This is a genomic window from Exiguobacterium sp. S3, from assembly GCF_018617295.1.
Classification (GTDB): Bacteria; Bacillota; Bacilli; order Exiguobacteriales; family Exiguobacteriaceae; genus Exiguobacterium; species Exiguobacterium profundum.
On the sequence record NZ_JACSJW010000001.1, the window covers coordinates 594,138 to 616,476 of the forward strand.

Annotated in this window: 22 protein-coding genes, 1 pseudogene and 1 riboswitch; of the genes and pseudogenes, 9 read left to right on the plus strand and 14 right to left on the minus strand. The window is 47.4% G+C overall.

Annotation, left to right across the window (positions count from 1 at the left end; genetic code table 11):
* Positions 1 to 136: 136 nt before the first annotated feature.
* On the plus strand, positions 137 to 1,855 hold the full coding sequence (ptsP, locus tag KNO65_RS03115) for a phosphoenolpyruvate--protein phosphotransferase (RefSeq protein WP_074036404.1): 1,719 nt from the start codon (positions 137 to 139) through the stop codon (positions 1,853 to 1,855).
* Positions 1,856 to 1,905: 50 nt separating this feature from the next.
* Here the strand turns inward: ptsP and KNO65_RS03120 are convergent, their stop codons facing one another.
* The 6 genes and pseudogenes from KNO65_RS03120 to KNO65_RS03145 all read right to left on the minus strand — a co-directional run bounded on the left by KNO65_RS03120 (position 1,906) and on the right by KNO65_RS03145 (position 9,367).
* Positions 1,906 to 2,757 carry an aldo/keto reductase gene (locus KNO65_RS03120; protein WP_285800694.1) on the minus strand — a complete coding sequence of 284 codons (852 nt, stop codon included), beginning with the start codon at positions 2,755 to 2,757 and terminating at the stop codon, positions 1,906 to 1,908.
* Between the two features lie 106 nt (positions 2,758 to 2,863).
* On the minus strand, positions 2,864 to 4,903 hold the full coding sequence (ptsG, locus tag KNO65_RS03125; RefSeq protein WP_214781611.1) for a glucose-specific PTS transporter subunit IIBC: 2,040 nt from the start codon (positions 4,901 to 4,903) through the stop codon (positions 2,864 to 2,866).
* Between the two features lie 137 nt (positions 4,904 to 5,040).
* Positions 5,041 to 6,540: pseudogene (gene ptsG, locus KNO65_RS03130) on the minus strand (glucose-specific PTS transporter subunit IIBC); the annotation flags it as partial.
* Positions 6,541 to 6,761: 221 nt separating this feature from the next.
* Positions 6,762 to 7,607, minus strand: a complete 846-nt coding sequence (gene glcT, locus KNO65_RS03135; RefSeq protein ID WP_012726818.1) for a glucose PTS transporter transcription antiterminator GlcT — start codon at positions 7,605 to 7,607, stop codon at positions 6,762 to 6,764.
* 104 nt (positions 7,608 to 7,711) lie between these two features.
* Entirely contained in the window at positions 7,712 to 8,029 is a 318-nt protein-coding gene (locus KNO65_RS03140) for a YuiB family protein (protein WP_047795135.1), read from the minus strand.
* 126 nt (positions 8,030 to 8,155) lie between these two features.
* Positions 8,156 to 9,367, minus strand: coding sequence for an NAD(P)/FAD-dependent oxidoreductase (locus tag KNO65_RS03145; RefSeq protein ID WP_012726820.1), 1,212 nt, complete (start codon positions 9,365 to 9,367; stop codon positions 8,156 to 8,158).
* Positions 9,368 to 9,630: 263 nt separating this feature from the next.
* Between KNO65_RS03145 and KNO65_RS03150 the strand changes: the two genes are divergently transcribed.
* Together KNO65_RS03150 and KNO65_RS03155 are read left to right on the plus strand one after the other, a co-directional pair.
* Positions 9,631 to 10,608, plus strand: a complete 978-nt coding sequence (locus KNO65_RS03150; RefSeq protein WP_012726821.1) for an NAD(P)/FAD-dependent oxidoreductase — start codon at positions 9,631 to 9,633, stop codon at positions 10,606 to 10,608.
* Positions 10,609 to 10,670: 62 nt separating this feature from the next.
* Positions 10,671 to 11,108 carry a GNAT family N-acetyltransferase gene (locus KNO65_RS03155; protein WP_214781613.1) on the plus strand — a complete coding sequence of 146 codons (438 nt, stop codon included), beginning with the start codon at positions 10,671 to 10,673 and terminating at the stop codon, positions 11,106 to 11,108.
* 9 nt (positions 11,109 to 11,117) lie between these two features.
* On the opposite strand, the gene KNO65_RS03160 is transcribed toward KNO65_RS03155, so the two are convergent.
* Positions 11,118 to 11,972, minus strand: coding sequence for an NAD-dependent epimerase/dehydratase family protein (locus tag KNO65_RS03160; protein WP_214781615.1), 855 nt, complete (start codon positions 11,970 to 11,972; stop codon positions 11,118 to 11,120).
* 127 nt (positions 11,973 to 12,099) lie between these two features.
* On the opposite strand from KNO65_RS03160, the gene KNO65_RS03165 reads away from it, so the two are divergent.
* Positions 12,100 to 12,339: a hypothetical protein gene (locus KNO65_RS03165; protein ID WP_047795133.1), complete on the plus strand. Its 240-nt coding sequence runs from the start codon at positions 12,100 to 12,102 to the stop codon at positions 12,337 to 12,339.
* A 33-nt stretch (positions 12,340 to 12,372) separates the two neighbouring features.
* Here KNO65_RS03165 and KNO65_RS03170 read toward each other — a convergent pair whose 3' ends face one another.
* The gene (locus KNO65_RS03170) at positions 12,373 to 12,729 is read right to left on the minus strand and encodes a HesB/IscA family protein (protein WP_074036395.1); all 357 of its coding nucleotides are present in this window, start codon (positions 12,727 to 12,729) and stop codon (positions 12,373 to 12,375) included.
* A gap of 97 nt (positions 12,730 to 12,826) precedes the next feature.
* Positions 12,827 to 12,969, plus strand: a riboswitch (FMN riboswitch).
* A gap of 163 nt (positions 12,970 to 13,132) precedes the next feature.
* Between KNO65_RS03170 and KNO65_RS03175 the strand changes: the two genes are divergently transcribed.
* Together KNO65_RS03175 and KNO65_RS03180 are read left to right on the plus strand one after the other, a co-directional pair.
* On the plus strand, positions 13,133 to 13,720 hold the full coding sequence (locus KNO65_RS03175) for an ECF transporter S component (RefSeq protein WP_012726825.1): 588 nt from the start codon (positions 13,133 to 13,135) through the stop codon (positions 13,718 to 13,720).
* 69 nt (positions 13,721 to 13,789) lie between these two features.
* A complete protein-coding gene (locus KNO65_RS03180; RefSeq protein WP_078147250.1) occupies positions 13,790 to 14,362 on the plus strand; it encodes a nucleotidyltransferase family protein in 573 nt (190 codons plus the stop codon).
* 40 nt (positions 14,363 to 14,402) lie between these two features.
* Here the strand turns inward: KNO65_RS03180 and KNO65_RS03185 are convergent, their stop codons facing one another.
* Positions 14,403 to 15,614, minus strand: coding sequence for a NupC/NupG family nucleoside CNT transporter (locus tag KNO65_RS03185; RefSeq protein WP_078147251.1), 1,212 nt, complete (start codon positions 15,612 to 15,614; stop codon positions 14,403 to 14,405).
* 204 nt (positions 15,615 to 15,818) lie between these two features.
* A complete protein-coding gene (locus KNO65_RS03190; RefSeq protein ID WP_012726828.1) occupies positions 15,819 to 16,055 on the minus strand; it encodes a YuzB family protein in 237 nt (78 codons plus the stop codon).
* A gap of 98 nt (positions 16,056 to 16,153) precedes the next feature.
* Here KNO65_RS03190 and KNO65_RS03195 point away from each other — a divergent pair, with 98 nt between their 5' ends.
* Both KNO65_RS03195 and KNO65_RS03200 read left to right on the plus strand, forming a co-directional pair.
* Entirely contained in the window at positions 16,154 to 17,209 is a 1,056-nt protein-coding gene (locus tag KNO65_RS03195) for an NAD(P)/FAD-dependent oxidoreductase (RefSeq protein ID WP_074036387.1), read from the plus strand.
* Positions 17,210 to 17,449: 240 nt separating this feature from the next.
* Complete coding sequence (locus tag KNO65_RS03200; protein WP_214781617.1) at positions 17,450 to 18,880, plus strand: S8 family serine peptidase; 1,431 nt, start codon at positions 17,450 to 17,452, stop codon at positions 18,878 to 18,880.
* Between the two features lie 94 nt (positions 18,881 to 18,974).
* Here KNO65_RS03200 and KNO65_RS03205 read toward each other — a convergent pair whose 3' ends face one another.
* Together KNO65_RS03205 and KNO65_RS03210 are read right to left on the minus strand one after the other, a co-directional pair.
* Positions 18,975 to 20,261, minus strand: a complete 1,287-nt coding sequence (locus tag KNO65_RS03205) for a globin-coupled sensor protein (protein WP_214690695.1) — start codon at positions 20,259 to 20,261, stop codon at positions 18,975 to 18,977.
* A 167-nt stretch (positions 20,262 to 20,428) separates the two neighbouring features.
* A complete protein-coding gene (locus tag KNO65_RS03210) occupies positions 20,429 to 20,734 on the minus strand; it encodes a YuzD family protein (protein WP_214781619.1) in 306 nt (101 codons plus the stop codon).
* Between the two features lie 129 nt (positions 20,735 to 20,863).
* Here KNO65_RS03210 and KNO65_RS03215 point away from each other — a divergent pair, with 129 nt between their 5' ends.
* On the plus strand, positions 20,864 to 21,091 hold the full coding sequence (locus KNO65_RS03215) for a NifU family protein (protein WP_012726833.1): 228 nt from the start codon (positions 20,864 to 20,866) through the stop codon (positions 21,089 to 21,091).
* Between the two features lie 19 nt (positions 21,092 to 21,110).
* On the opposite strand, the gene KNO65_RS03220 is transcribed toward KNO65_RS03215, so the two are convergent.
* The gene (locus KNO65_RS03220) at positions 21,111 to 21,890 is read right to left on the minus strand and encodes a TIGR01457 family HAD-type hydrolase (RefSeq protein ID WP_214683914.1); all 780 of its coding nucleotides are present in this window, start codon (positions 21,888 to 21,890) and stop codon (positions 21,111 to 21,113) included.
* Between the two features lie 4 nt (positions 21,891 to 21,894).
* Positions 21,895 to 22,338: a DUF86 domain-containing protein gene (locus KNO65_RS03225; RefSeq protein ID WP_214781621.1), complete on the minus strand. Its 444-nt coding sequence runs from the start codon at positions 22,336 to 22,338 to the stop codon at positions 21,895 to 21,897.
* Position 22,339: the final 1 nt, after the last annotated feature.

Genomic DNA, 22,339 nt, shown 5'->3' on the forward strand with positions numbered 1-22,339 from the left:
ACTGGTCGAGGCTTCCCCTAGTCGTAGACCGTTGCTACTTTAACTTTCTCCGTTCTCGTTAATTCTTTTTTCTTTTCGGGTATGAAGTAACGAGGCAGGAAAGTACACTATTTCTTTGAAAAGAGGGACTACGCTTATGTCACACATTAAAGGTATTGGTGCATCTGCAGGAATTGCAGTTGCAAAAGCATTCGTCATGGAGACACCTTCATTCGATATCCCATCACACAAGATTGAAGATGTCGCTGCAGAAAAGGCTCGCTTCCACGATGCGATCGCACAATCTAAAACGGAGCTTGAAGCCATTCGCGAACATACACTTCGTGAGCTCGGTCCAGACAAAGCCGAGATTTTCTCAGCTCACCTATTAATCGTTGAGGACCCAGAAATCGTATCGCAAGTGAACGACAAAATTGAAAGCGAAAACATGAACGCAGCGAAGGCACTTGACGAAGTCGCCCAAACGATGATCATGATTTTCGAATCAATGGATAACGAATACATGCGCGAACGTGCAGCTGATGTTCGTGACGTCACAAAACGTGTCATGGCTCACATTCTCGGAGTGACATTCGTGACTCCAGCTTCGATTTCAGAAGAAGTCATCATCATTGCCGAAGATTTGACACCATCAGACACGGCACAACTTAACCGTAAATACGTCAAAGGATTCGCGACGAACATCGGCGGACGTACGTCTCACTCTGCCATCATGTCACGCTCACTTGAAATTCCGGCAGTAGTTGGAACAAAAGTGGCCCTTGAAGAAATCAAAAACGGTGACCTCGTCATCATCGACGGAACAGAAGGTGACGTCTTCGTCAACCCTTCAGAAGATCTCGTCAAAGAATACGAAGGCAAACGTGCTGATTTTGAAGCGTACAAAGAAGAGTTGAAGCAACTCGTCAACGAAGAGTCAATCACAGCGGACGGTCACAAAGTGAAGCTTGCTGCGAACATCGGGACACCGAACGACCTCGAAGGCGTTTTGAAGAACGGTTCAGATGCAATCGGGCTCTATCGTACGGAGTTCCTATATATGGACTCTGAAACGTTCCCGACTGAAGAAGAGCAATACACAGCTTACAAAACGGTTCTTGAAGGCATGGAAGGCAAGCAAGTCGTCATCCGTACACTCGACATCGGTGGCGACAAAGAGTTGTCATACCTTGACCTCCCGAAAGAAATGAACCCGTTCCTCGGCTATCGTGCCATCCGCCTTTGCCTTGAGGAAACAGATTTGTTCCGCACACAACTTCGTGCCCTTCTCCGTGCCTCAGCTCACGGTAACCTTGCAATCATGTTCCCAATGATTGCGACACTCGAAGAGTTCCGCGCGGCGAAAGCCCTTCTTCTCGAAGAAGAAGCGAAGTTGAAAGAAGAAGGAATCGAAGTCGGAAAATATGAGACAGGGATGATGGTTGAAATCCCATCAACCGCTGTCATGGCGAAGCAATTCGCAAAAGAAGTCGACTTCTTCTCAGTCGGAACGAACGACTTGATTCAATACACGATGGCGGCTGACCGGATGAACGAAAAAGTTTCTTACTTGTACCAACCGTTCAACCCTGCCATCTTGAACCTTCTCCACAATGTCATCACTGAAGCACACAAAGCTGGCAAATGGGTCGGCATGTGTGGAGAAATGGCTGGAGAAGAACTCGCGATTCCAATCCTTCTCGGTCTTGGTCTCGACGAATTCTCGATGTCCGCTTCAAGCGTCCTTCGTGCGCGTAGCCTCGTGAAACGCTTGACGAAGTCGGAAACAGAAGCAATCGTCAACGAAGTCCTCAACATGGACACAGCTGAAGAAGTCGTGAACTTCCTTAGCGAAAAGTTCGACATTAAGAAATAATGGCAAAAGTCCTTCTCTCACTCGAGAGAAGGACTTTTTTATATACTGCATTAGAAATCAAAATCATCTGGGTCCGGACCGACACGTTGATATCGGTCGAGTGAGTCGATTCGTTCCATTTGATCTTTGGTCAATTCAAAGTCATGAACATCGAAGTTTTCTGCGATTCGATGTGGTTTGATGGATTTTGGAATAATCACCCATCCCGTTTGGAGATGCCACCGTAACAACACCTGGGCGACGGAACGATCGACTTCCTTTGCGACCTCTACTAAAGTCTGCTCTTCGAACAACCCTCCCTGCATAAGCGGTGCCCAAGCGACCGGTACGATGCCGTGCTCGCTCATATACGATGCTAACTCGGTTTGACGAAGCAACGGATGCCGTTCAACTTGGTTCACGGCTGGAACGAGGTCACTGTTTGCAGCCAATGTCTCGAGGTGATGGATTTGGAAGTTACTCACCCCGACTGCCCCGACACGTCCCTCTCGATACAACGTTTCGAGGGCACGCCAACTCTCGACCATCTTGTCTTTCACCGGCCAATGAATCAAATACAAATCTAACTGTTCCAATCCAAGACGAACGAGTGACGCCTCGTAGGCGGAGATGGCAGCATCGTAACCTTGATCGGCGTTCCATAGTTTCGATGTGATAAATAAATCATCCCGGGAAATATTTGCGATTTCCATTCCTTTTCGGATTCCGTCACCGACCCCCTCTTCATTCTCATAAACGGCTGCCGTATCGATATGACGGTATCCTTGACGAATCGCCTCGACGACTGCATCCATGACTGTATCCCCATCTTCAACTTTGAAGACGCCAAGTCCAATAGTAGGAATGGCTTTCTGACCGTGATTCAATTGTATGGATTGTTTCATTTGTACCCCTTCTTTCATGAGAATTCTCCTTCACTATAAGGGGGATTCTCCTTTTCCGGAATAAGGCACATTGAAGTAACTACACAAATCGAGCCGCCCCATGATAGGAGCAGCTCGTAATCATTTATTCTGGTCCTCTGTCATCGGCTCTAAAGTCGAGCGCTTCACCCGCGACGACCGTCTCACCGAACGGTACGACGACGACTTTTCCGTCCCCGTTCGTCCAAATGATTGGTGTAATCAGTGACGGCACTTTATCACGAATCGCGCTGAGGTCGACTTCGAGAAGGACGTCTCCCGCTTCGACCCGGGCGCCTTCTTCGACTCTCGCCGTGAATCCTTCCCCTTTCAGGTTGACCGTATCGAGACCGACGTGGATCAATAGTTCACGTCCATCGTCAGCCAAAATGCCGATCGCATGTTTCGTCGGGAAGAATGTCGTGATTTGACCGGTCACCGGCGAAACGACCTGTCCGGAACTTGGTTCAATCGCAAACCCTTCTCCCATCATGCGACCCGAGAAGACTTGATCCGGCACATCATCAAGTGATAACAGGACACCAGACATCGGAGCCAAGAAGCGATGATCGGCTTGTTCAGCCGCTTCCGGTGTAATGACTGCCTTCTCTACTTTTTCTTTCGGTTTGTATTCGCCACCTTCGATGATGGTCGCGATTTGTGATTTGAGCGTGTCCGATTTTGGTCCAAAGATGGCTTGGATATTGTCTCCTACTTCAAGGACACCAGCGGCACCGAGCGTTTTTAGAAGGTCTTTGTCAACTTGATTCACGTCATTGACGGTGACACGAAGTCGCGTGATACATGCATCTAAATGTTTAATGTTTTCAGGACCACCGAGTCCGACGAGCACTTCATATGGCAAGTCGTCCCCAATCCCCGCTTTGTCCCCTTTCGTGCCAGTCTGCACGTCACGTCCAGGAATTTTCAGGTCAAACTTCGTAATAGCGAATCGGAATCCAAAGTAGTAGATGACCGCAAAGACGAGACCAACCGGGATGACGAGCCACCAGGCCGTCCGGTTCGGCAGGACCCCGAAGAGCAGATAGTCAATGAGACCACCAGAGAAGGTCATCCCAATCTTGACGTTCAGTAAATGCATCGTCATGAAGGAGAGACCGGCAAAGACGGCGTGAATTCCGAAGAGAAGTGGTGCAACGAAAACGAATGAGAATTCGACTGGTTCTGTGATCCCTGTCAAGAATGACGTAAGGGCAGCCGAGAAATAGAGCCCCTCGACGTCTTTCCGCCGTTCTTTCGGAACCGTGTGGAACATGGCGAGACAGGCTGCTGGTAAGCCGAACATCATGAACGGGAATTTCCCGGTCATGTACGTACCGGCTGTGAATTCCACGCCGTCACGCAGTTGTGCGAAGAAGATCCGCTGGTCACCTTGTACGAGATCACCGGCTTGGTTCGTATACTCCCCGAATTGGAACCAGAATGGAGAATACCAAATATGGTGAAGACCGAACGGAATCAAGGAACGTTCTACTAATCCAAAGATGAATGCTGATAATGCAACGTTTGCCTCGATGACCGTACTTGAGAACGTGTTGATCGCATTCCCAATCGGTGGCCATATATATGCGAGCGCAATCCCGATAATCAAACTGAATGCGGCCGTCGCAATCGGGACGAACCGCTTCCCTGCAAAGAACCCTAAGAAATCTGGCAACTTGATGTTGAAATACTTGTTGTACGCATAGGCTGCAACAAGACCTGCGATAATCCCACCGAATACCCCCATTTGGAGTGTCGGAATACCGAGAACGGTGGCATACTGCGGATCACCTTGAGCGATTTCCGCTGTAATCCCATTCCATGTGCTAATGACTTTGTTCATGATCAAATAACCGACAATGGCTGCTAGACCCGCAACCCCGTCCCCGTTCGCCAGGCCGATCGCGACCCCGACGGCAAACAGTAACCCTAAGTTTGCGAAGACGATGTCCCCGGCATCTGTCATGACTTGCCAAATCAGGACAAGTGAGTCATTCGCCAGAAACGGGAGCAATTCAACGAGGTCCGGGTTTTGGAATGCGGTACCAAACGCCAAGAGAAGACCGGCTGCCGGTAAGATTGCAACCGGAAGCATGAGTGCTTTCCCGACCCGTTGTAAAACGCCAAACACTTTCTTCCACATCATGGTTCCCTCCTTTGTCAGAATACTTACTTTTTCCCTCTAACGTTTGGATGAAACCGTTTCACATAAAAAGAAAAGACCAACCCCGAAGGATTGGTCTAGGTCATCAATTAGTTAGCTTTCTTTTCGTTACCTGAAGCGATGACCGCTTGGATTTCTGATTTCAATGCGTCCGAACGTGGTCCGAAGATTGCTTGAATGTTGTTACCAACTTCAAGGACACCAGATGCACCAAGGCGTTTCAACTCATCTTTGTTGACTTGGTTCTTATCTTTTACTTCGACACGAAGACGTGTGATACATGCATCGAGGTGCTTGATGTTTTGTGAGCCACCAAGACCGACGAGGATATCTTGTGCAAGTTCCGAACCAGTAGCTGTTGACTGTTCAACAACTTCATCTTCACGACCTGGTGTTTTAAGGTTGAATTTGCGGATAACGAAACGGAATCCGAAGTAGTAAACAACCGCGAACACGAGACCGACTGGAATAACGAGCCACCAAGCCGTACGACCTGGAAGAACACCGAAGAGCAAGAAGTCGATCAAACCACCCGAGAACGTCATCCCGATTTTCACGTTCAAGATGTGCATTGTCATGAATGAAAGACCTGCGAATACCGCGTGTACTGCGAAGAGAAGTGGTGCTACGAACAAGAATGAGAACTCGATTGGTTCTGTGATACCAGTCAAGAACGATGTAAGGGCAGCAGAAGCCAAGAGACCACCGACAACCGCTTTACGCTCAGGACGTGCTTCGTGATACATTGCGAGTGCTGCTGCAGGAAGACCGAACATCATGAACGGGAATTTACCAGTCATGAACGTACCTGCTGTCAATTCAGCGCCATCACGAATTTGTGCGAAGAAGATCGCTTGGTCACCACGTACAACGTTACCCGCTGCATCTGTGTATGAACCGAATTCAAACCAGAACGGTGAGTAGAAGATGTGGTGAAGACCGAATGGAATCAATGAACGTTCGATTAAACCGAAGATGAACGCTGCGAATGTACGGTTTTCATTCAACATGAAGTTTGAGAATGAGTTCAATCCGTGCTGAACTGGTGGCCATACTAATAGTAGGACGAAACCAGCAACAACGGCTGCAACTGCCGTTACGATTGGAACAAAACGTTTACCAGCGAAGAAACCAAGGAACTGTGGCAATTCGATATTGAAGTACTTGTTATAGGCCCATGCGGCGATGAGACCCATGATGATCCCTCCGAATACCCCTGTTTGGAGCGTTGGGATACCGAGTACGTTCGCGTAAGCCGGATCACCTTGTGCTAACACTTCAGGTGTGAGTTCGAGCCAAACACCCATGACTTTGTTCATGATCAAGAATCCAACGATTGCTGCAAGTCCGGCTACCCCGTCACCTGCTAAACCGATGGCGACACCGACTGCGAACAAGAGCGCCAAGTTCGAGAAGATGATTCCACCTGCTTGCTCCATCAATTGAGCGAATTTCACGACGCCTTCGTTCGTTAACCAACCAGCGCGTGATGTAAGTTGTGGGTTTTGCATTGCGTTACCGAATGCAAGAAGAAGACCGGCTGCCGGCAAGATCGCAACAGGAAGCATAAGTGCTTTACCGACTTTTTGAAGAACACCAAAGATCTGCTTAAACATCAACATTTCCTCCTTTTTTTAAGTACGTATAAACAATATGATAGCGGCGTAGATGTCAGACAACCGACGTATCTAAACGTTTTCATAAATCACGTTTATAAAAACAGAAAAGGCATGAATAAGGATAGAACGTAGACCTCTCCCAATGGAGACATCACATAACGTTCCACTCCTTACTCATGCCTGATCGAATCAGTAACACGTAAGACACGTGGTATCATTTATCTACTTGTTAGGCGCTGGAGATGCATCGTCAAATATGTCGCTTCACCTCGTGGGACGGGACGCTTTAATTCGCGTTCCATGATGCCCATCAGCTCCCAAGCAGTACTATAGCATAGCGGATATTCGTCGCGCAACACCTTTTCAATTTTTTGTGGTGCCTCGACCGTCTCACCTGTCGCGACCCGCTCAACGGCGTACCTTAAGTGCCGAAGTAAGCGCTTATAATCGAGTGATGTCCGGTCCATTTTCACGTTCAAACGACTCTCAATCGTTTGAACAATTTGCCCGATGATTTGATTATGACGGTTGACCTCGAGGACGTTTTTGAACGTCGTCGCCGAGTGAATATGAAGGGCGATAAACCCTGTTTCCGCATCCGGGAGCAAAACGTTCAATCGTTCATGGAACATATCGACAATCCGTTCCGCGAGCGCAAACTCGTTTGGATAGAGTGATTCCGTCTCGAGTAAAAACGGATTCGTCACTTCCATCCCTTGTTCGATTCGCTTCATCGTGAAGAACAAGTGATCGGTCAAACCGATATGGATGTGCTCATCGACTTTCTTGCCCGTACTCGTCTCAATAAAGCCAACAATCTCTTGCATGAATGCAATGAAGTCCTCGTCGACATGTTTGACGAGTTCCTGATATTGTGATTGCTCTTCTTTATCTGTCAGTTGATACACTTTCTCCGGGACGCTGGCCGGGTCGACGAGGTCGCCTGGTTTTTTGCCAAAGCCAATCCCCTTCCCGAGTAGAATGACTTCCGGATCCGTATCATGTTGACAAATGACAACGCTATTATTCAACACTTTTTTGATCGTATACATCGGTAATGTCATTCGCATCGCATCCCTTACTAAAAATCGTTTCGCTATCTAGTATATCGGTTCATGCCCTAAAAAAGTAGGGACAAAACAAAAAAGGCGAACATTTCTGTCGCCAATTAAAACATTGAATAACCGCTCTTTCGTAAGAAACGAATCGTCACACCAGCTAGAATTGCACCGAGCAATCCAAAGCCGAGCATGAATAAATCGAGAAGTTGCAACCCGACGAGTCCTTCATAGACACTCGTAAGCGCGGTCGATGTCTCGGTCACGTAACTCGAAAGTTTGACATTATCAATCATCATGATGACAAAAATCGGATAAATGAACACGAGTGTCCATGTCTTTTTAAGTAACATATTCAAGATGAAGCCGATACTGAAAAAAATCGTCATATATAAAACGGCTCCAATGACTGCTTGGATAATATGCATGTATTGCCCCCCTTGTCCGCTCTTCATTATACAAAATTTCGACCAACGAGGTCAAAGAACTTCCTATGACAATTTCGAAAGAAAAACAGCCCGTTCTGAGATAGAACGAGCCGTGCAATCATGAAATTAGAACTTCCCTTTTTTAAGGACGAGTCCGTACTTTTTCAATTCGATGAAGTGTTTGTTGTCGATGACTTTTTTCATGAACGAAGCGTTGCGACCGAAGATCTTCTTGCCCATCACGATTCCGATTCCATCGTTATGTCCGAGTGAAGCGACCGTTCCCTTGCTCTCGTAAGTGAACTTCGATGTCGATTTTCCATTGATGAGCGCCGCAATGTTTTTCGCAACGTTATGTGCTTGTTGTGTCGCGATTTGTGCCGTCGGTGGGTATGGACGGTTCGATGCAGGATCCATGACCGCTGAGCAGTCACCGATGATGAAGACGTTATCGTGACCTGGTGCACGGTTGTCCGCTTCCACCATGACACGGTTACGGACCGCTTCAAATCCTGATTTTTCGATGATCGGGCTACCACTTACGCCACCTGTCCAGATGATCGTGTTGGCACGAATCGTTTCTGTCGTGTCACCTTGAAGTGGACCGAATGTCACCACACCTGGCTCGACACCTTTGATTCCGTTACCAAGTTTCATCTCGACACCGTTACGTTCCAACCATTTCTGTGCGTACGTTGTGAGTTCTGGGTCGAAACCAGGAAGAACTGTTGGTGCTGCTTCAATGTTGACGATGCGAACCGCTTCGCGTGGAACGTCATATTGTTTGCAAAGCTCTGGAATCCGGTTGACGATTTCACCGAGGAATTCGATTCCTGTGAATCCAGCACCACCGACAACGATCGTCACGAACGAATTGTCAGAAGAACCATTTGTTTTATATTGAGCGAATGAATATTCGATGTGCTCTTTGATTTTACGAACACTGTTCAACGAGCTGATTGTCATCGCATGTTCTTTCAAGCCTGGGATACCGAACGTTTCAGGTACACCACCGAGACCGATGACGACATAGTCGTATTCGACAACTGAACCATCTTCGAGTGTAACTTGTTTCGCAGCAGTATCGACGCGATCGACGATCCCTTTGACAAGTTTCACACGTGACGGGTTCACAATATCGTTAATGTAGATGCGTGCTTGGTCTGGGTTCATCGTTCCAGCAGCTGGTTCGTGAAGCCATGTCGTTTGGTAGTGATAATCATGCTTGTTGATAAGCGTAATGTTCGCATCACCTGCAGCGAGTGTCTTTTGAAGGTTGACGGCTGTGATGAGTCCACCGAAGCCCGCACCAAGAATAACAATGTTAGGTCGTTTCATGTTCATTTCCACCTTGTTTAAAATTTTGTTTTTTTGAACAACTATGTTGTGTGTTTCTTCACATAGACGTTCACAATAAAGCCTATTCTTGTTCAACATCTGTTCACAATTGCTTCTGTTTCATTGTACGCTCTTTAATTTGAATTCTCAATGGAAAAGCTTATCTTCTTGAATTTTTTTTGAAAGTGTTGCATGTTTGTACTGAATGGATTTAATTCAATAAACTCTCTATAATAGATGTATACGCTTTGAGGAGGAATTCGATGAAGACGACGAAAGATGTAATCATCATCGGTGGCGGCCCAGTCGGACTGTTCACCGCATTTTATGCAGGCATGCGCCAACTCGATACGACGTTGATTGAAAGCTTACCGCAACTCGGTGGTCAGTTATCAACGCTCTATCCTGAAAAATATATTTATGATATTGCCGGTTTCCCGAAAGTGAAAGCACAGGACTTGATTGATCAACTAAAAGCTCAGGCCGATCAATTCGAACAAGACTACCGCCTCGGCGAAACGGTGGAAACGGTCGAACGCCTCGAGGACGGCACTTTCGTATTGACGACGAACAAAGAAGAGTATCATACGAAAGCCATCATCATCACAGCCGGAAACGGTGCCTTCTCAGCCCGCCCACTCGGTCTTGATGGCTGCGAAGATTATGCCAACCTTCATTACTTTGTTGACAACATGGAGAAATTCCGTGATCGCCGTGTCATGATTGCCGGCGGTGGCGATTCAGCCGTCGACTGGGCACTCATGCTTGAAGGAATCGCAAAAGAAGTACACATCGTTCACCGTCGTGACCGCTTCCGTGCTCATGAACATACGGTAGAACAGATGAAGGCATCGACGATTAACGTCCTTACGCCTTACAACATCGAGTCACTGTCTGGTGAGACACACATCGAATCTGTCGAATTGACAGATAAGGATGGCGAATCAAAAATCGTTGAAATCGATGATTTGATTTGTAACTACGGATTCGTTTCATCGCTCGGTCCAATCAAGAACTGGGGAATGGAATTCGAGAAAAACACAATCCGTGTCGATTCACGTATGGAAACAACCGTTGCCGGCATCTTCGCTTGCGGTGATATCGCGACATACGAAGGGAAAGTAAAATTGATTGCGACCGGTTTCGGTGAAGCCCCAATCGCCATCAACCAAGTGAAACAGCTCGTGGATCCGACAGCTCGTCATCCACAACACTCGACATCTGTATTTGCTGGGAAATAAACACTGAACCCCTGTCGCTCCCATGCACAGGGGTTCAGTTTTGTCTTGCAAGGGAGGTTAACATGAATATAGTCACAACAAATACAATTACCAATAAAATGCGCGATGAACTATACACGATCCATCAAGAGGTTTTTGGAGATATAAATCACTTTCATCAAAAGTTAATACGTAAAACAAATTTAATTTTTACTTTAGCGATTATTGACAACGAGATTCATGGCTACAAGATTGGCTATCCTCTCAATGAAGATTGTTTTTATAGTTGGATGGGAGCCGTCAAACCTGCTTCTCGTAATCTCGGTATCGCCTCACGGTTAATGGAGACACAGCACGAATGGGCTAAAAATCAAAACTATAAATCGATTGAAACAAAGACGATGAATCGTTGGCGACAAATGTTACTCTTAAATATTCGTCATGGTTTCGATGTCAAAGCAGTCAATATAGATAAAAATGGTCGCGAAAAAATCCTTTTGCGAAAACAGCTCAATGTTTAACAAAAAAGGTTATTTTTTGAGCGTCTGAATGATGACCCGATCAATCCAGTCATCGAGTTGCGTAAACACAAACCCCGCCTTCTTCGCCTCAGCAATCGACATATAATAGTCGACATCCGAATCATACGGCGACGAGTCTCCATCTTTTATAATATGGACGGGTTTTCCGACGTGTTTACCGATTCGCTCCATCAAGGCCCCCATCGAGATGAGTCCATCACTCGCCGCATTGAACGGTCCTGTCACATTGGCACGACCGACCCATTCTAAGAAGGCGGCCGCTTCCGCACTCGAGATGAAGCCCATCTTTGCTTCCGGGTGATGCAAGACAACCGGTTCCTCGTTCCGGATTGCATCTACATAAAACTTCAATCGGTCTGTATAGTCATCCGGACCTAACACGATCGGTAATCGTACCGTCGCCACCGGGAAAGAGGCGCGATGGAAGAAGAATGATTCCGCCTCGCGTTTCCCTTGTCCGTAGTCATGTTCGGATTCAAGATGATATTCGTAATGGAGCGGATTGAAGTCGCTCTCTTTTAAATCAGGACCAGGCGCGTAGACCGACATCGTCGACGTGAGCACATATTTCCCGACTTTGTCCATGAACGCATCCGAGGCGATTTTTGCCTGATACGGAGTAAAACAAATGTTGTCATAGACGAGGTCGTACCGTTCGCGGGCCAAGTCTTTCATCGTCGCGACCGATTGCCGGTCTCCTTTGACAGACCGAATCCCTTCAGCTTCCGGCACCTGTAGTTGCCCTCTCGTCACAATCGTCACATCATCCCCTGCTTCAGCAAGTCGCAATGCGAGCCGTTTTCCGAAATAGCGTGACCCTCCGAATATCAATACTTTTCTCATGACCCTGAATCCTCCCATTTGTAATGACGTCCCTACTCATTTTCCCTTCAAAGAAACAGACTAATCTACCACTTTTACACGTATTCTTGCTATTCTAATAAGTAAAGACTTGTTAGGGGGCTCGAATATGCACCAAATCATGTTAGAAAAAGGATGGACGTATGAACTACCACCACAGTATGCGATCTATCAGAGCTTATCTGATTTCAGTCGTTACTCTGTCCTCGACCAAGAGGAAGAGAGTGTCTGCTCATTCCGCATCACGAATGACACATGTACAATCACAGGCTTTCGGCCTTGGCAACATCACATCGAACTCGACGTAACTGCAAAAGTCATTCGGTTGATTTTGACAGAAGAAGAATAAGAACCGATCGCAATCGCGATCGGTTCTTATTCTTTAGCATTCTCCTGGCGTACCTGCATTCGTCGCTGTCCGGAAACTCGAACCGCAACCGCATGTTGCAATCGCATTTGGGTTTTTAATTGTGAAACCGCCACCGAGCATCGACTGCTTATAATCAATCTCGAGGCCATCAACTACCCCATGATCCACTTCCGCAACGATGACGCGGACACCATGATGGTCGAATTGAATGTCTTTGTCCGTCTTCTCCTCGTCGAAGCCCATCCCGTATGAAAGTCCTGTACATCCGCCACCTTGTACCTTCACTCGCAAGTATTGCGCATCCGGGCGTTCCGTCTGTTTCATCATCTCTAGCACTTGAAGTGCGGCTGACTCTGTTAAATGAATCATCTGAACTCCTCCTCATATATCTTCAATTCAAGTCAATTGACTTGTCATCTTGTGGATTATCTTGTATAACTAAACTGTAACAAAAAAAATTAAATCGTTCCATCTTCGGGGCAGGGTGAAATTCCCGACCGGCGGTATTGAAGAATATATTCTTCTCAGCCCGTGAGCGAGCAAGGCGTTGCTTGCTGATTTCGTGAGATTCGAAAGCCGACAGTATAGTCTGGATGGGAGAAGATGGCGGCATCCGACCGATATCCGGATGTTTTCTTTGACGTGGACTTTTCCACCTCGGAAAACATCTATTTCGTATGCGCGTAAACTCTCCCGATTGTCTTCATTGCAATCGGGTTTTTATATGCGACGGATGCCATTCATCGAGGAGCGACCTAAAGGAGAGATTCTGATGAAAACTACGCGCAACAAACGACTGACAACAATGGTGACTTTGGCGATGCTCGGGACGATCTCGTTCGTACTCATGCTATTCAACTTCCCGCTCCCATTTTTACCGCCATTCCTTAAAGTGGACTTTAGTGACATTCCCGCACTCATTGCCGGAATCGTCTTTTCCCCACTCGCAGGAGTCGTGGTCGTCGGTTTGAAAAACGTCTTGTACTACGTCTTTAACGGTGGCGGTGTTCCAGTCGGGGAAGTCGCAAACTTCTTCGCAGGTGTCGCATTCATGTACCCAGTTGCCTGGTTCTACCATAAGCGCAAGTCAAACAAAGCACTCGCTTCTGGATTACTTGCCGGTACAATCACAATGGCTCTTAGCCTCGCCATCTTAAACTATCTCGTCATCTTACCAGCCTACGCCTTCTTCTTCGGCATGGCAGACATGGCCGACCCGGCGGTGAAAACGGATCTTGTCCTTTACGGGATCTTACCGTTCAACTTGATTAAAGCGATCTTGATCAGCGCGCTCTTCGTCCCACTCTTCTTGAAATTGAAGCCGTGGATCGAACGTCAACGCGTACAACTTCAAGCATAATCAATATACGAGCATCTAGGCGTTGCCTAGGTGCTTTTTTCAACCATATTGTAAGGAGGGTCATTCATTATGACAGACGAACAGGATTTGGTTCATTTTCTAAAACAAGACGCCGAGCTCATAAAGCTTCTCCACGCCGTCGCCAACCTCGATTTACCGGATTGTTGGATTTGTGCGGGATATATTCGTTCAAAAGTCTGGGACCACCTTCACGGATACGAAACATCGACTAAAACAGATGATGTAGATGTGATTTATTTCGACCCAAACCAACCAGAGGAAGCAGTCGAAAAACAACTCGAAGAGCGATTATTCCGCCTCATCCCCGATGTACCTTGGTCTGTCAAAAATCAAGCGAGAATGCATCACGTCAACAACCTTCCACCCTATGCCTCATCGGTCGATGCGTTGGCACATTTTCCTGAGACCGTCACCGCGATCGGGGTACGTCTTCAATCGGATGGTTCCCTCATCCTCGCTGCCCCACACGGCATTCACGACTTGATCAACATGCACGTTATACCGACACCACCCTTTGATTCGAACTCTTCAAAGCATCCCATCTATCTGGAGCGGTTGCAGCAAAAGAACTGGTCCGCCAAGTGGCCAAACATCACCATACATACATCCTTCTCATACTAAAAAACGCGACCACCGAAGTGATCGCGTTTTCTTATACCGATTAAAGAAGAAGTCCAGCCAATGTAGCTGACATCAAGTTTGCAAGCGTACCTGCAAGAATCGCGAGAACACCCATGCGTGCGATGTCACCACGACGGTTTGGCGCCATACCACCAAGACCACCGAGAAGGATCGCGAGTGACGAGATGTTTGCGAAACCACAAAGTGCGAATGCGATCATCGCTTCTGAACGAGCTGACAAATCACCAGAACCGATGATTGGAGCAAACTCAGAGAAAGCAACGAATTCGTTCAAGACTAGTTTTTGACCGAGGAAGCTACCGAATTGTACAGCATCCGCCCATGGTACACCAATCACGAATGCAAGTGGCGCGAAGACGTAACCGAGAATCAATTCGAGTGACAAGCTATCAAATCCGAAGAGTCCACCAACTGAACCGAGGATCAAGTTGACGAGCGCAATCAATGAAACGAATGCAAGAAGCATCGCACCGACGTTCAAGGCAAGGAAGAGACCGTCAGAAGCACCACGTGCCGCTGCATCGACGAAGTTCGCCGCTCTGTCTTCTTCATCTTCTACAATCTCGATGTCGTCATCGTACTCTTCTGTTTCTGGTACGATGATTTTCGCGAATAAAAGACCTGCTGGCGCTGCCATGAAGCTCGCTGCGAGCAAGTATTCGAGTGGTACACCGAGTGCTGCATAACCTGCAAGTACAGATCCGGCAACCGATGCGAGTCCACCGACCATGACTGCGAAGAGCTCAGACTGTGTCATTGTAGGAAGGTACGGCTTGATGACAAGCGGTGCTTCCGTTTGACCGACGAAAATGTTCGCTGTTGCTGAAAGTGACTCTTTACGTGACGTACCAAGCGCTTTTGCGAGAGCCGTACCGAGGATACGGATGACCCACTGCATGACGCCGAGGTAGTAAAGCAATGCGATTAATGATGACATGAAGATGATAATCGGAAGGACTTGGAATGCGAAAACGAAGTTGTCGCCACCGACTGCTGTTCCGAATACGAAGGCAATCCCGTCACCCGCTGTGTTCAAGACAGCTTGAACCCCATTTGAGATCCATTCAAGCGCCTTACGTCCCCATGCCGTATATAAGACGAGGAATGCAAATGCGAATTGAACAGCGAACGCTGCCAAGACCGTGCGCCATTTGATGGCTTTACGGTTGGTAGAGAAGATGTAAGCGATTGCAATTAGTGCCAAAATACCAACCACACTCATGATTTTCATTGATGTTGTGCTCCTTTCATATTAAACAAAACCAATTATATGTGTCATACCCGAAAAGAGATGTGTCCTACCGTTTGAAACGCTTTCTTTTTATCGTTGTTAAACGTCAGACAACCTACATTCGAACCTCTTAGAATATAACATCCCTCTTTTTAAAATGCAACGGGTGAAATAAAAAAGTTCGAGGTCATTTCCTCAAACTTTTTACCATGCCATCTCTTCGATTTTTTCATACACCTTCGTCACGAGCTCTTCTGGTGTTTCACCCGTCACCACTTCCCCGTCTACGAGGCAAAAGAGATCAAGGGAACAGACACCACAATAGCCTGTACAGCCATATTCGACCACATCAAGATCAGGGTCGGACTCTAATTTAGCCCGGGCAATTTGTGAGCCCATCGCCAAATTCGAAGCACAAAATTCGATGATCGGATTCATCATATATGTCACCGTCTTTCTTTACGTGAATTATCGGAAAATGGTTCTTCTACGGCAGATTATAACATGATACAGTTGAAGAGTAACAAAGGGGGATTATTATGCGCAAATTAGTCGTCTTAGGAGGCGGTTACGGGGGAATGCGTGTGATTGAGAGAGTACTTGGACATCAGTTACAAGACATCTCGGTCACGCTCGTCGATCGCTTGCCTTATCATGGATTGAAAACTGAGTATTACGCACTGGCCGCAGGAACGGTCTCGGACCGCGATATTCGCATCGACTTTCCGGATGAAATCGATTACATATACGGACAGGTCACGGACATCGACACCGAAGACAAAATGGTTCTGCTCGCGAGTGGAGAAAAAGTGCCCTACGACGACCTCGTCATCGGATTAGGATGCGAAGACAAATACCACAACGTTCAAGGGGCAGCCGAATTCACGTACAGTATTCAAACACTGGAAGAGTCACGTAAGACACAACAAGCGATCAACGGTCTGCGACCAGGTTCGGTCGTTTCTGTCGTCGGTGCCGGTCTATCTGGTGTCGAACTCGCCAGCGAACTTCGTGAGAGCCGGCCTGATTTGACGGTCCGTTTATTCGACCGCGGACCATCCGTTCTATCTTTCTTATCTAATCGTGTCTCGATGTACGTACAATCTTGGTTCGAGGAGCACGGCGTCGAAGTCATCAATAATGCGAACATCACACGTGTCGATGCTGACGGATTATGGAACCATGAAGACTTATTCCCATCTGATCTGACCGTATGGACGGCCGGGATTCAACCGGTCGCCGTTGTACGGAATCAAGGTTGGGAACTCGATGGAGGCGGACGTGTCAAATTGACGGAACATCACTTTGTTCCTGGACTTCCGGACGTGTTTGTCGTTGGTGACAATGCGAGCTTACCGTACGCACCGTCCGGACAACTTGCCGAAGCCCAAGCCGAACAGATCGTTCAAGTCTTGCTTTGCAAATGGAAAGGTATCAATTATCCAGAATTACCCGATATTAAACTGAAAGGGACGCTCGGTTCCCTCGGGAAGAAGGCTGGCTTTGGGGTGTTTATGGGGAAACAATCACTCACCGGGAAAGTAGCCCGACTATTAAAGTCCGGTATCCTTTGGAAACATAAAGTCATTAAATGAATACATTGCGAACGAGCCTCTGGCTGGTTCGCTTTTTTAATTTGTTCATCTGTTATTTCTATTCATTTTTCTAACGATTGAGTCAAAAGTCTTGTATCTGAATCCCCTGTATCCTTATCTAAATATTCAGATATTTAATGCCATTGACGTATTCTACACGTTGCTAAAACTTGTTACTCTATGGTCACGGCAGTTCGACATCCCGTCATCTTGCCTACATACCCTAAAGGAGGAAACAAGTTGAAAAAAATCTGTAGCTCCGTCCTCGCCTCATTGCTTGTCTTGTCAACCGTACCTGGGGGTGCGGATGCCGCCCCAAACAAAGAGAAAGAACGTGTCATCGTCGTTTTCAAGGAATCGGCAAAGAAAATTCCGCTGTCGATTGAAGGCATGGAAGTTAAACAACAGTATTCGAATATTCCTGCAGCAGCACTCGAAGTTCCGAAAGCTGCTTTGAATGGACTGAAGAATAACCCGAACGTCGCACACGTGGAAGTGGACCAAATCGTACAGATTGAGAATCAAACACAAGACTGGGGGATTCCTAAACTAAAAGCTCCTTCATCTTGGCAGAGTGGATTCACAGGGAAAGGTGTCAAAGTATCCGTCGTCGACACAGGGATTTCGCCCCACCCCGATTTAACAATCGCTGGTGGTGCCTCATTTAGCACGGTCACGAGTTCGTATGCTGATGACAACGGTCACGGTACACACGTAGCCGGGATTATCGGTGCACGTAACAATAGCATCGGAACAGTCGGGATTGCACACGAGGCAAGCATTTACGCCGTCAAAGCGCTTGAGGCGAACGGAAGTGGTAGCTTATCGAGTATCGTTGCCGGGATTGACTGGTCAATCACTAATGATATGGATATCATCAACTTGAGCCTCGGGACGACAAGTCCATCGACGACGCTCCAACAAGTCGTCGATCGTGCCAATAATGCAGGCATCCTTGTCGTCGCGGCAGCGGGTAACAATGGTCGTACCGATGGATCGGGTGACCTCGTCAACTATCCGGCTCGTTACAGTTCGGCAATTGCTGTTGCTGCAACCGATATCAACAACAACCGTGCCTCGTTCTCGGCGACAGGTAGCACTGTCGAAGTGGCAGCACCTGGTGTCGGCATCAACTCGACCCTCTCAAGTGGGGGCTACGGTCAAATGAGCGGAACATCAATGGCGACACCATATGTGGCGGGTAACCTCGCACTCATGAAACAGGCGTTCCCTACGCTATCGAGCACACAACTCCGTACAAAATTGTCGCAAGACTCCATCGACCTTGGTACAACAGGTCGCGACACATGGTTCGGGAACGGACTTGTCCAATCCCCGACTTCTGGTGGTACGACGCAACCTGTCCAAGCACTCACGACGACAGTCTCGACATCGAAGTCTTCTTACTACGCTGGTGAAGTCGTCTCGATTTCTTCGGCAGTACGAAATTCAAATGGCCAAGCGGTCGCAAACGCCGATGTTCGTGTGACGGTCACACAACCGAACGGTACGACGCTTGTCGGTACAGGCAAGACGAATTCATCAGGAGCCATCACATTCACACTCTCGACGAATTCTTGGTCACAACGTGGAACGTATCAAGTGAAGTCTGATGCGACGCTTACCGGCTACACGGCTGGTTCAGCGACGTCATCGTTCCAGCTTCTCTAAATAAAAAAAAGTCGAGTCCCTTCGCTCGACTTCACTAATTGACGAATCAAGTCGTGTCATGCGACCTGATTCGTCTTTTTTATCATTTGACCACTTACAATCGTTGTGCGGTATCCATCAACCGTGTCGAAGACGTCGCAATCTGGGTCGTGGCACGCTTGAGTTCGGCTATTGATTCAACAATCTCATCGATATCACCGGCGAGACTCCCCATCTGCCCGTCAGCATGCTCCGAATCACCTGAAATTTGGAGGAAGGCATCCGTCACTTCATTGATCCGTCCCATCGTCTGCTTCATCTCTTGCTCGGTCGATAAGACGCGGCTCGAAGTCTCTTCCATCTGGTTCGTGAGACGCTTCACCAAATCCTCCACCTCTTCCGCCGCTTGTTTCGATTGACTCGCGAGCGTCCGTACTTCGGAAGCAACGACTTGGAATCCTTTCCCTTGCTCGCCTGCCCGTGCTGCTTCAATCGCGGCATTCAAGCTAAGTAGGTTCGTCTGGTTGGCAATTTGTTTGACCGAATCCGCAATCGTCATGATCTCGTTCATCAATCTTTCGAGCGCCTTGATTTCCTGAGCTGAATCGGAGAGGTCACGCGCGATTTCATCAAGGCGTCCCGCCTCCGACAAAATCGTGTCTTTCCCACTTACTGAAGAGTGAAGTACCGTCCGTAGCTTTGTCTGCGTGAGTGAACTTGAATGCTTCATATCATCTGCCCGCTCATTCATCGACTGAAAACTAGCCATGACTTCTTGTGAGAGGGCGGCCAAATCTTCACTCGCCTGCTGAATCGTTTGACTGATTTCATCTTTCACGTGTTGCATCTGGTCACGAACGACGTCTGCTTCATCGTCAAACATCTCGAGCACGATTTGTTGCTCGAAGTTAAAGATTTTCGAGACGGCCATCATCAACCTCATTTTCGAGTCCGCATCGAGCTGCTCATGTTGAATCGATAAGACGAGCGTCTCGAATATTTTTTGGAAGGCCGCCATATACCATTTCCCTTTCAGACCGATCAGATAATGCCGTTTGGCGATGGCGAGACGTCGATTGATATATGCTTCATTCAACTTCCCTTCAAACATCTCCATTATATGGTTAGAAAGAGTGAGTTTTAGTTTGTCCGATGACGAATGTTGCCGAATCAACTCTCTCATCTCGTCGATCTTTTCGAGCTCTTCATAAAACACATCAACCAACCGAGGTGTCAATTGACGTAATTCCTGTTGATACGCACGTAAATAAGCTAAATCCTCACGTTCGAGACGAATCAACTGACGTTGTCGTTCCAACTCATCGGGAAGTGCGATCAACAAGTGCTCCATTTGGGACGAGGTGTCTAAATGGATCGGCATATTTCGTTTTCGGGCAAACATCAAATAGTCCTCCTTTAATAAATAGGATTATTAATTTTCAAAATATTATAAAATTTATACAAGTTATGTTCAGTTTAGTCCGAGAGACAAAAGTTGTAAAATCTTTTTCTGAATTATAGGTAAACAAAAAACGAACCTTGCTATCGCATGGTTCGTCCACTTGCTCACTATTTTATATGATTGACGGATCCTTGTTTCGCCTCAATTGCCGCATACACTTTTCGTAACTGAACGACCCCTTCGTCAATCACTTCTCCGTCGAGCAAGACGAGCGGATAAAACCATTCATCGTCTTTAAGCGCCAGGGCAAAATCGTCCTCACTCTGTTCGAAATCGATATACTCGAAAGAAAAGGACTGCTCCGGATACTTGCGTCCGAGCGCACTTTGCAACCACTCATACGTCTCGGTCGAACTCGGTGCACCGACACAACTAGCACATTGAACCTCTGCCCCATAAACCGTGATTTTCATATTCATTCCCCCTCGAAACCATTATACAAAAATCTTCCCCACTCCCGATGACGAAATGCTCAGCGTAAATGATTGAGAAACACTCTCAAACTTGCTAGAATAAAGTAGAACGAGAAAGGGGTAGATACCATGGAAATGTTTGATCAAGTCCAAGAAGTGCTCGATAAATTGCGTCCGTTCTTGCTTCGTGACGGCGGAGACGTCGAACTCGTTGATGTCGAAGAAGGCATCGTCAAGCTCCGTTTGATGGGTGCTTGCGGCAGCTGCCCGTCTTCAACAATCACGCTAAAAGCCGGTATTGAGCGTGCGCTCATCGAAGAAGTACCAGGCATCGTCGAAGTAGAACAAGTATTCTAAGCAAAAAGGGAGACATTCGTCATCCCTTTTTTTCATGCTTCCATTCATTTAAACTCTCAACCATATAGGTCGGGAGTTTTTCTTGTTCTTGAATAAATGCTGGACCGTGTACACCTGAGTTGACGTGAAGTGTACGGATTCCCCCATTGATCCCGAATAGAATATCTGTATGATAGTTATCCCCTACCATCACGACATCCTCTTTCGTCAATCCAATCATGTCGAGTGCAATATCAATCATGACCGGTTCTGGCTTCCCGATAAAGAATGGTTCTTTTTCTGTCGTCACCGTCAACACGGATGTGAGCGACCCGTTCCCCGGTAAAAACCCTCGTTCTGTCGGAATGGCGATATCCCCATTCGTCGAAATGAATCGGGCTCCCGAACGAATGGCGATCGCCCCTCGCGCCAACTTCTCATACGTAATGTGACGGTCGAGACCGATGACCACATAGTCCGCTTTCGGTTCGTCCGTGACGTGGAACCCACGAGATTCTAAGGCGAGTCGGAGTCCGTCTTCGCCAATCATATAAACGCTTGCCCCCGGTGACATCTTCTCAATATAAAAAGCCGTCGCCATCGCACTCGTCAAGACGTTCTCTGCCTTCACATTTGCCCCCATTGAAATCAACTTATCCGCAATCTGCTGTTGTGTCATCGAGGCGTTATTCGTGACGAATAAGTATGGGACGCCCGTAGCTTCTAACTCGTTTACAAAATCGACAGCAGCTTGAACGGGCTCTATTCCTGCATACATCGTACCATCTAAATCAAACAAATATCCTTTTATCGGTTCCATCCAATCACTCGCTTTCTGGCAAGAATGCGGACACTGGTCCAAGTTCGACCTCTAAGTAATGACGAACTTGCGTGGAGAACGCTGTGAAGTCTTGTTTCGACGTCTTCACCCATTCATCGAAGCGTGATGCTTCTGCATCGACGAACTCACGGACATAGTATGCACGCAATCCGACGAGCGCCTTGGTGGCATTACCCGTCTTCTCATCGAGCACGCGTTCATCGAGCAGAATGTCGACAATATCCTCATAGCTACCCGGGTCTCGCATGATGAATCCGTCAATCATCGAGTTCCCTACGTCGATGACCCCTTCTATCAGGAGGACAGCCATTCGTTGTTTCGCAAGTTCTACTGTGAACGCATCCCCCGTCAATTGATCAGTGTGCGCTAACATCGTTTCCATTTGTTCCAGTGTCTGATTAATCTTCTCTCTATTCACAAAATACATG

Bases quoted from the DNA above. Each gene is read 5' to 3' on its own strand.
- KNO65_RS03215 (WP_012726833.1), top strand. From the start codon at position 20,864: ATGGAAATGTTTGATCAAGTCCAAGAAGTGCTCGATAAATTGCGTCCG.
- KNO65_RS03195 (WP_074036387.1), top strand. From the start codon at position 16,154: ATGCGCAAATTAGTCGTCTTAGGAGGCGGTTACGGGGGAATGCGTGTG.
- KNO65_RS03170 (WP_074036395.1), bottom strand. From the start codon at position 12,729: ATGATTCATTTAACAGAGTCAGCCGCACTTCAAGTGCTAGAGATGATG.
- KNO65_RS03190 (WP_012726828.1), bottom strand. From the start codon at position 16,055: ATGATGAATCCGATCATCGAATTTTGTGCTTCGAATTTGGCGATGGGC.
- ptsG (WP_214781611.1), bottom strand. From the start codon at position 4,903: ATGTGGAAGAAAGTGTTTGGCGTTTTACAACGGGTCGGGAAAGCACTC.
- KNO65_RS03155 (WP_214781613.1), top strand. From the start codon at position 10,671: ATGAATATAGTCACAACAAATACAATTACCAATAAAATGCGCGATGAA.
- KNO65_RS03150 (WP_012726821.1), top strand. From the start codon at position 9,631: ATGAAGACGACGAAAGATGTAATCATCATCGGTGGCGGCCCAGTCGGA.
- KNO65_RS03210 (WP_214781619.1), bottom strand. From the start codon at position 20,734: ATGAAAATCACGGTTTATGGGGCAGAGGTTCAATGTGCTAGTTGTGTC.
- KNO65_RS03180 (WP_078147250.1), top strand. From the start codon at position 13,790: ATGACAGACGAACAGGATTTGGTTCATTTTCTAAAACAAGACGCCGAG.
- KNO65_RS03120 (WP_285800694.1), bottom strand. From the start codon at position 2,757: ATGAAAGAAGGGGTACAAATGAAACAATCCATACAATTGAATCACGGT.
- KNO65_RS03205 (WP_214690695.1), bottom strand. From the start codon at position 20,261: ATGTTTGCCCGAAAACGAAATATGCCGATCCATTTAGACACCTCGTCC.
- KNO65_RS03220 (WP_214683914.1), bottom strand. From the start codon at position 21,890: ATGGAACCGATAAAAGGATATTTGTTTGATTTAGATGGTACGATGTAT.
- KNO65_RS03140 (WP_047795135.1), bottom strand. From the start codon at position 8,029: ATGCATATTATCCAAGCAGTCATTGGAGCCGTTTTATATATGACGATT.
- glcT (WP_012726818.1), bottom strand. From the start codon at position 7,607: ATGACATTACCGATGTATACGATCAAAAAAGTGTTGAATAATAGCGTT.
- KNO65_RS03165 (WP_047795133.1), top strand. From the start codon at position 12,100: ATGCACCAAATCATGTTAGAAAAAGGATGGACGTATGAACTACCACCA.
- KNO65_RS03145 (WP_012726820.1), bottom strand. From the start codon at position 9,367: ATGAAACGACCTAACATTGTTATTCTTGGTGCGGGCTTCGGTGGACTC.
- KNO65_RS03225 (WP_214781621.1), bottom strand. From the start codon at position 22,338: ATGTATTTTGTGAATAGAGAGAAGATTAATCAGACACTGGAACAAATG.
- KNO65_RS03160 (WP_214781615.1), bottom strand. From the start codon at position 11,972: ATGAGAAAAGTATTGATATTCGGAGGGTCACGCTATTTCGGAAAACGG.
- ptsP (WP_074036404.1), top strand. From the start codon at position 137: ATGTCACACATTAAAGGTATTGGTGCATCTGCAGGAATTGCAGTTGCA.
- KNO65_RS03175 (WP_012726825.1), top strand. From the start codon at position 13,133: ATGAAAACTACGCGCAACAAACGACTGACAACAATGGTGACTTTGGCG.
- KNO65_RS03185 (WP_078147251.1), bottom strand. From the start codon at position 15,614: ATGAAAATCATGAGTGTGGTTGGTATTTTGGCACTAATTGCAATCGCT.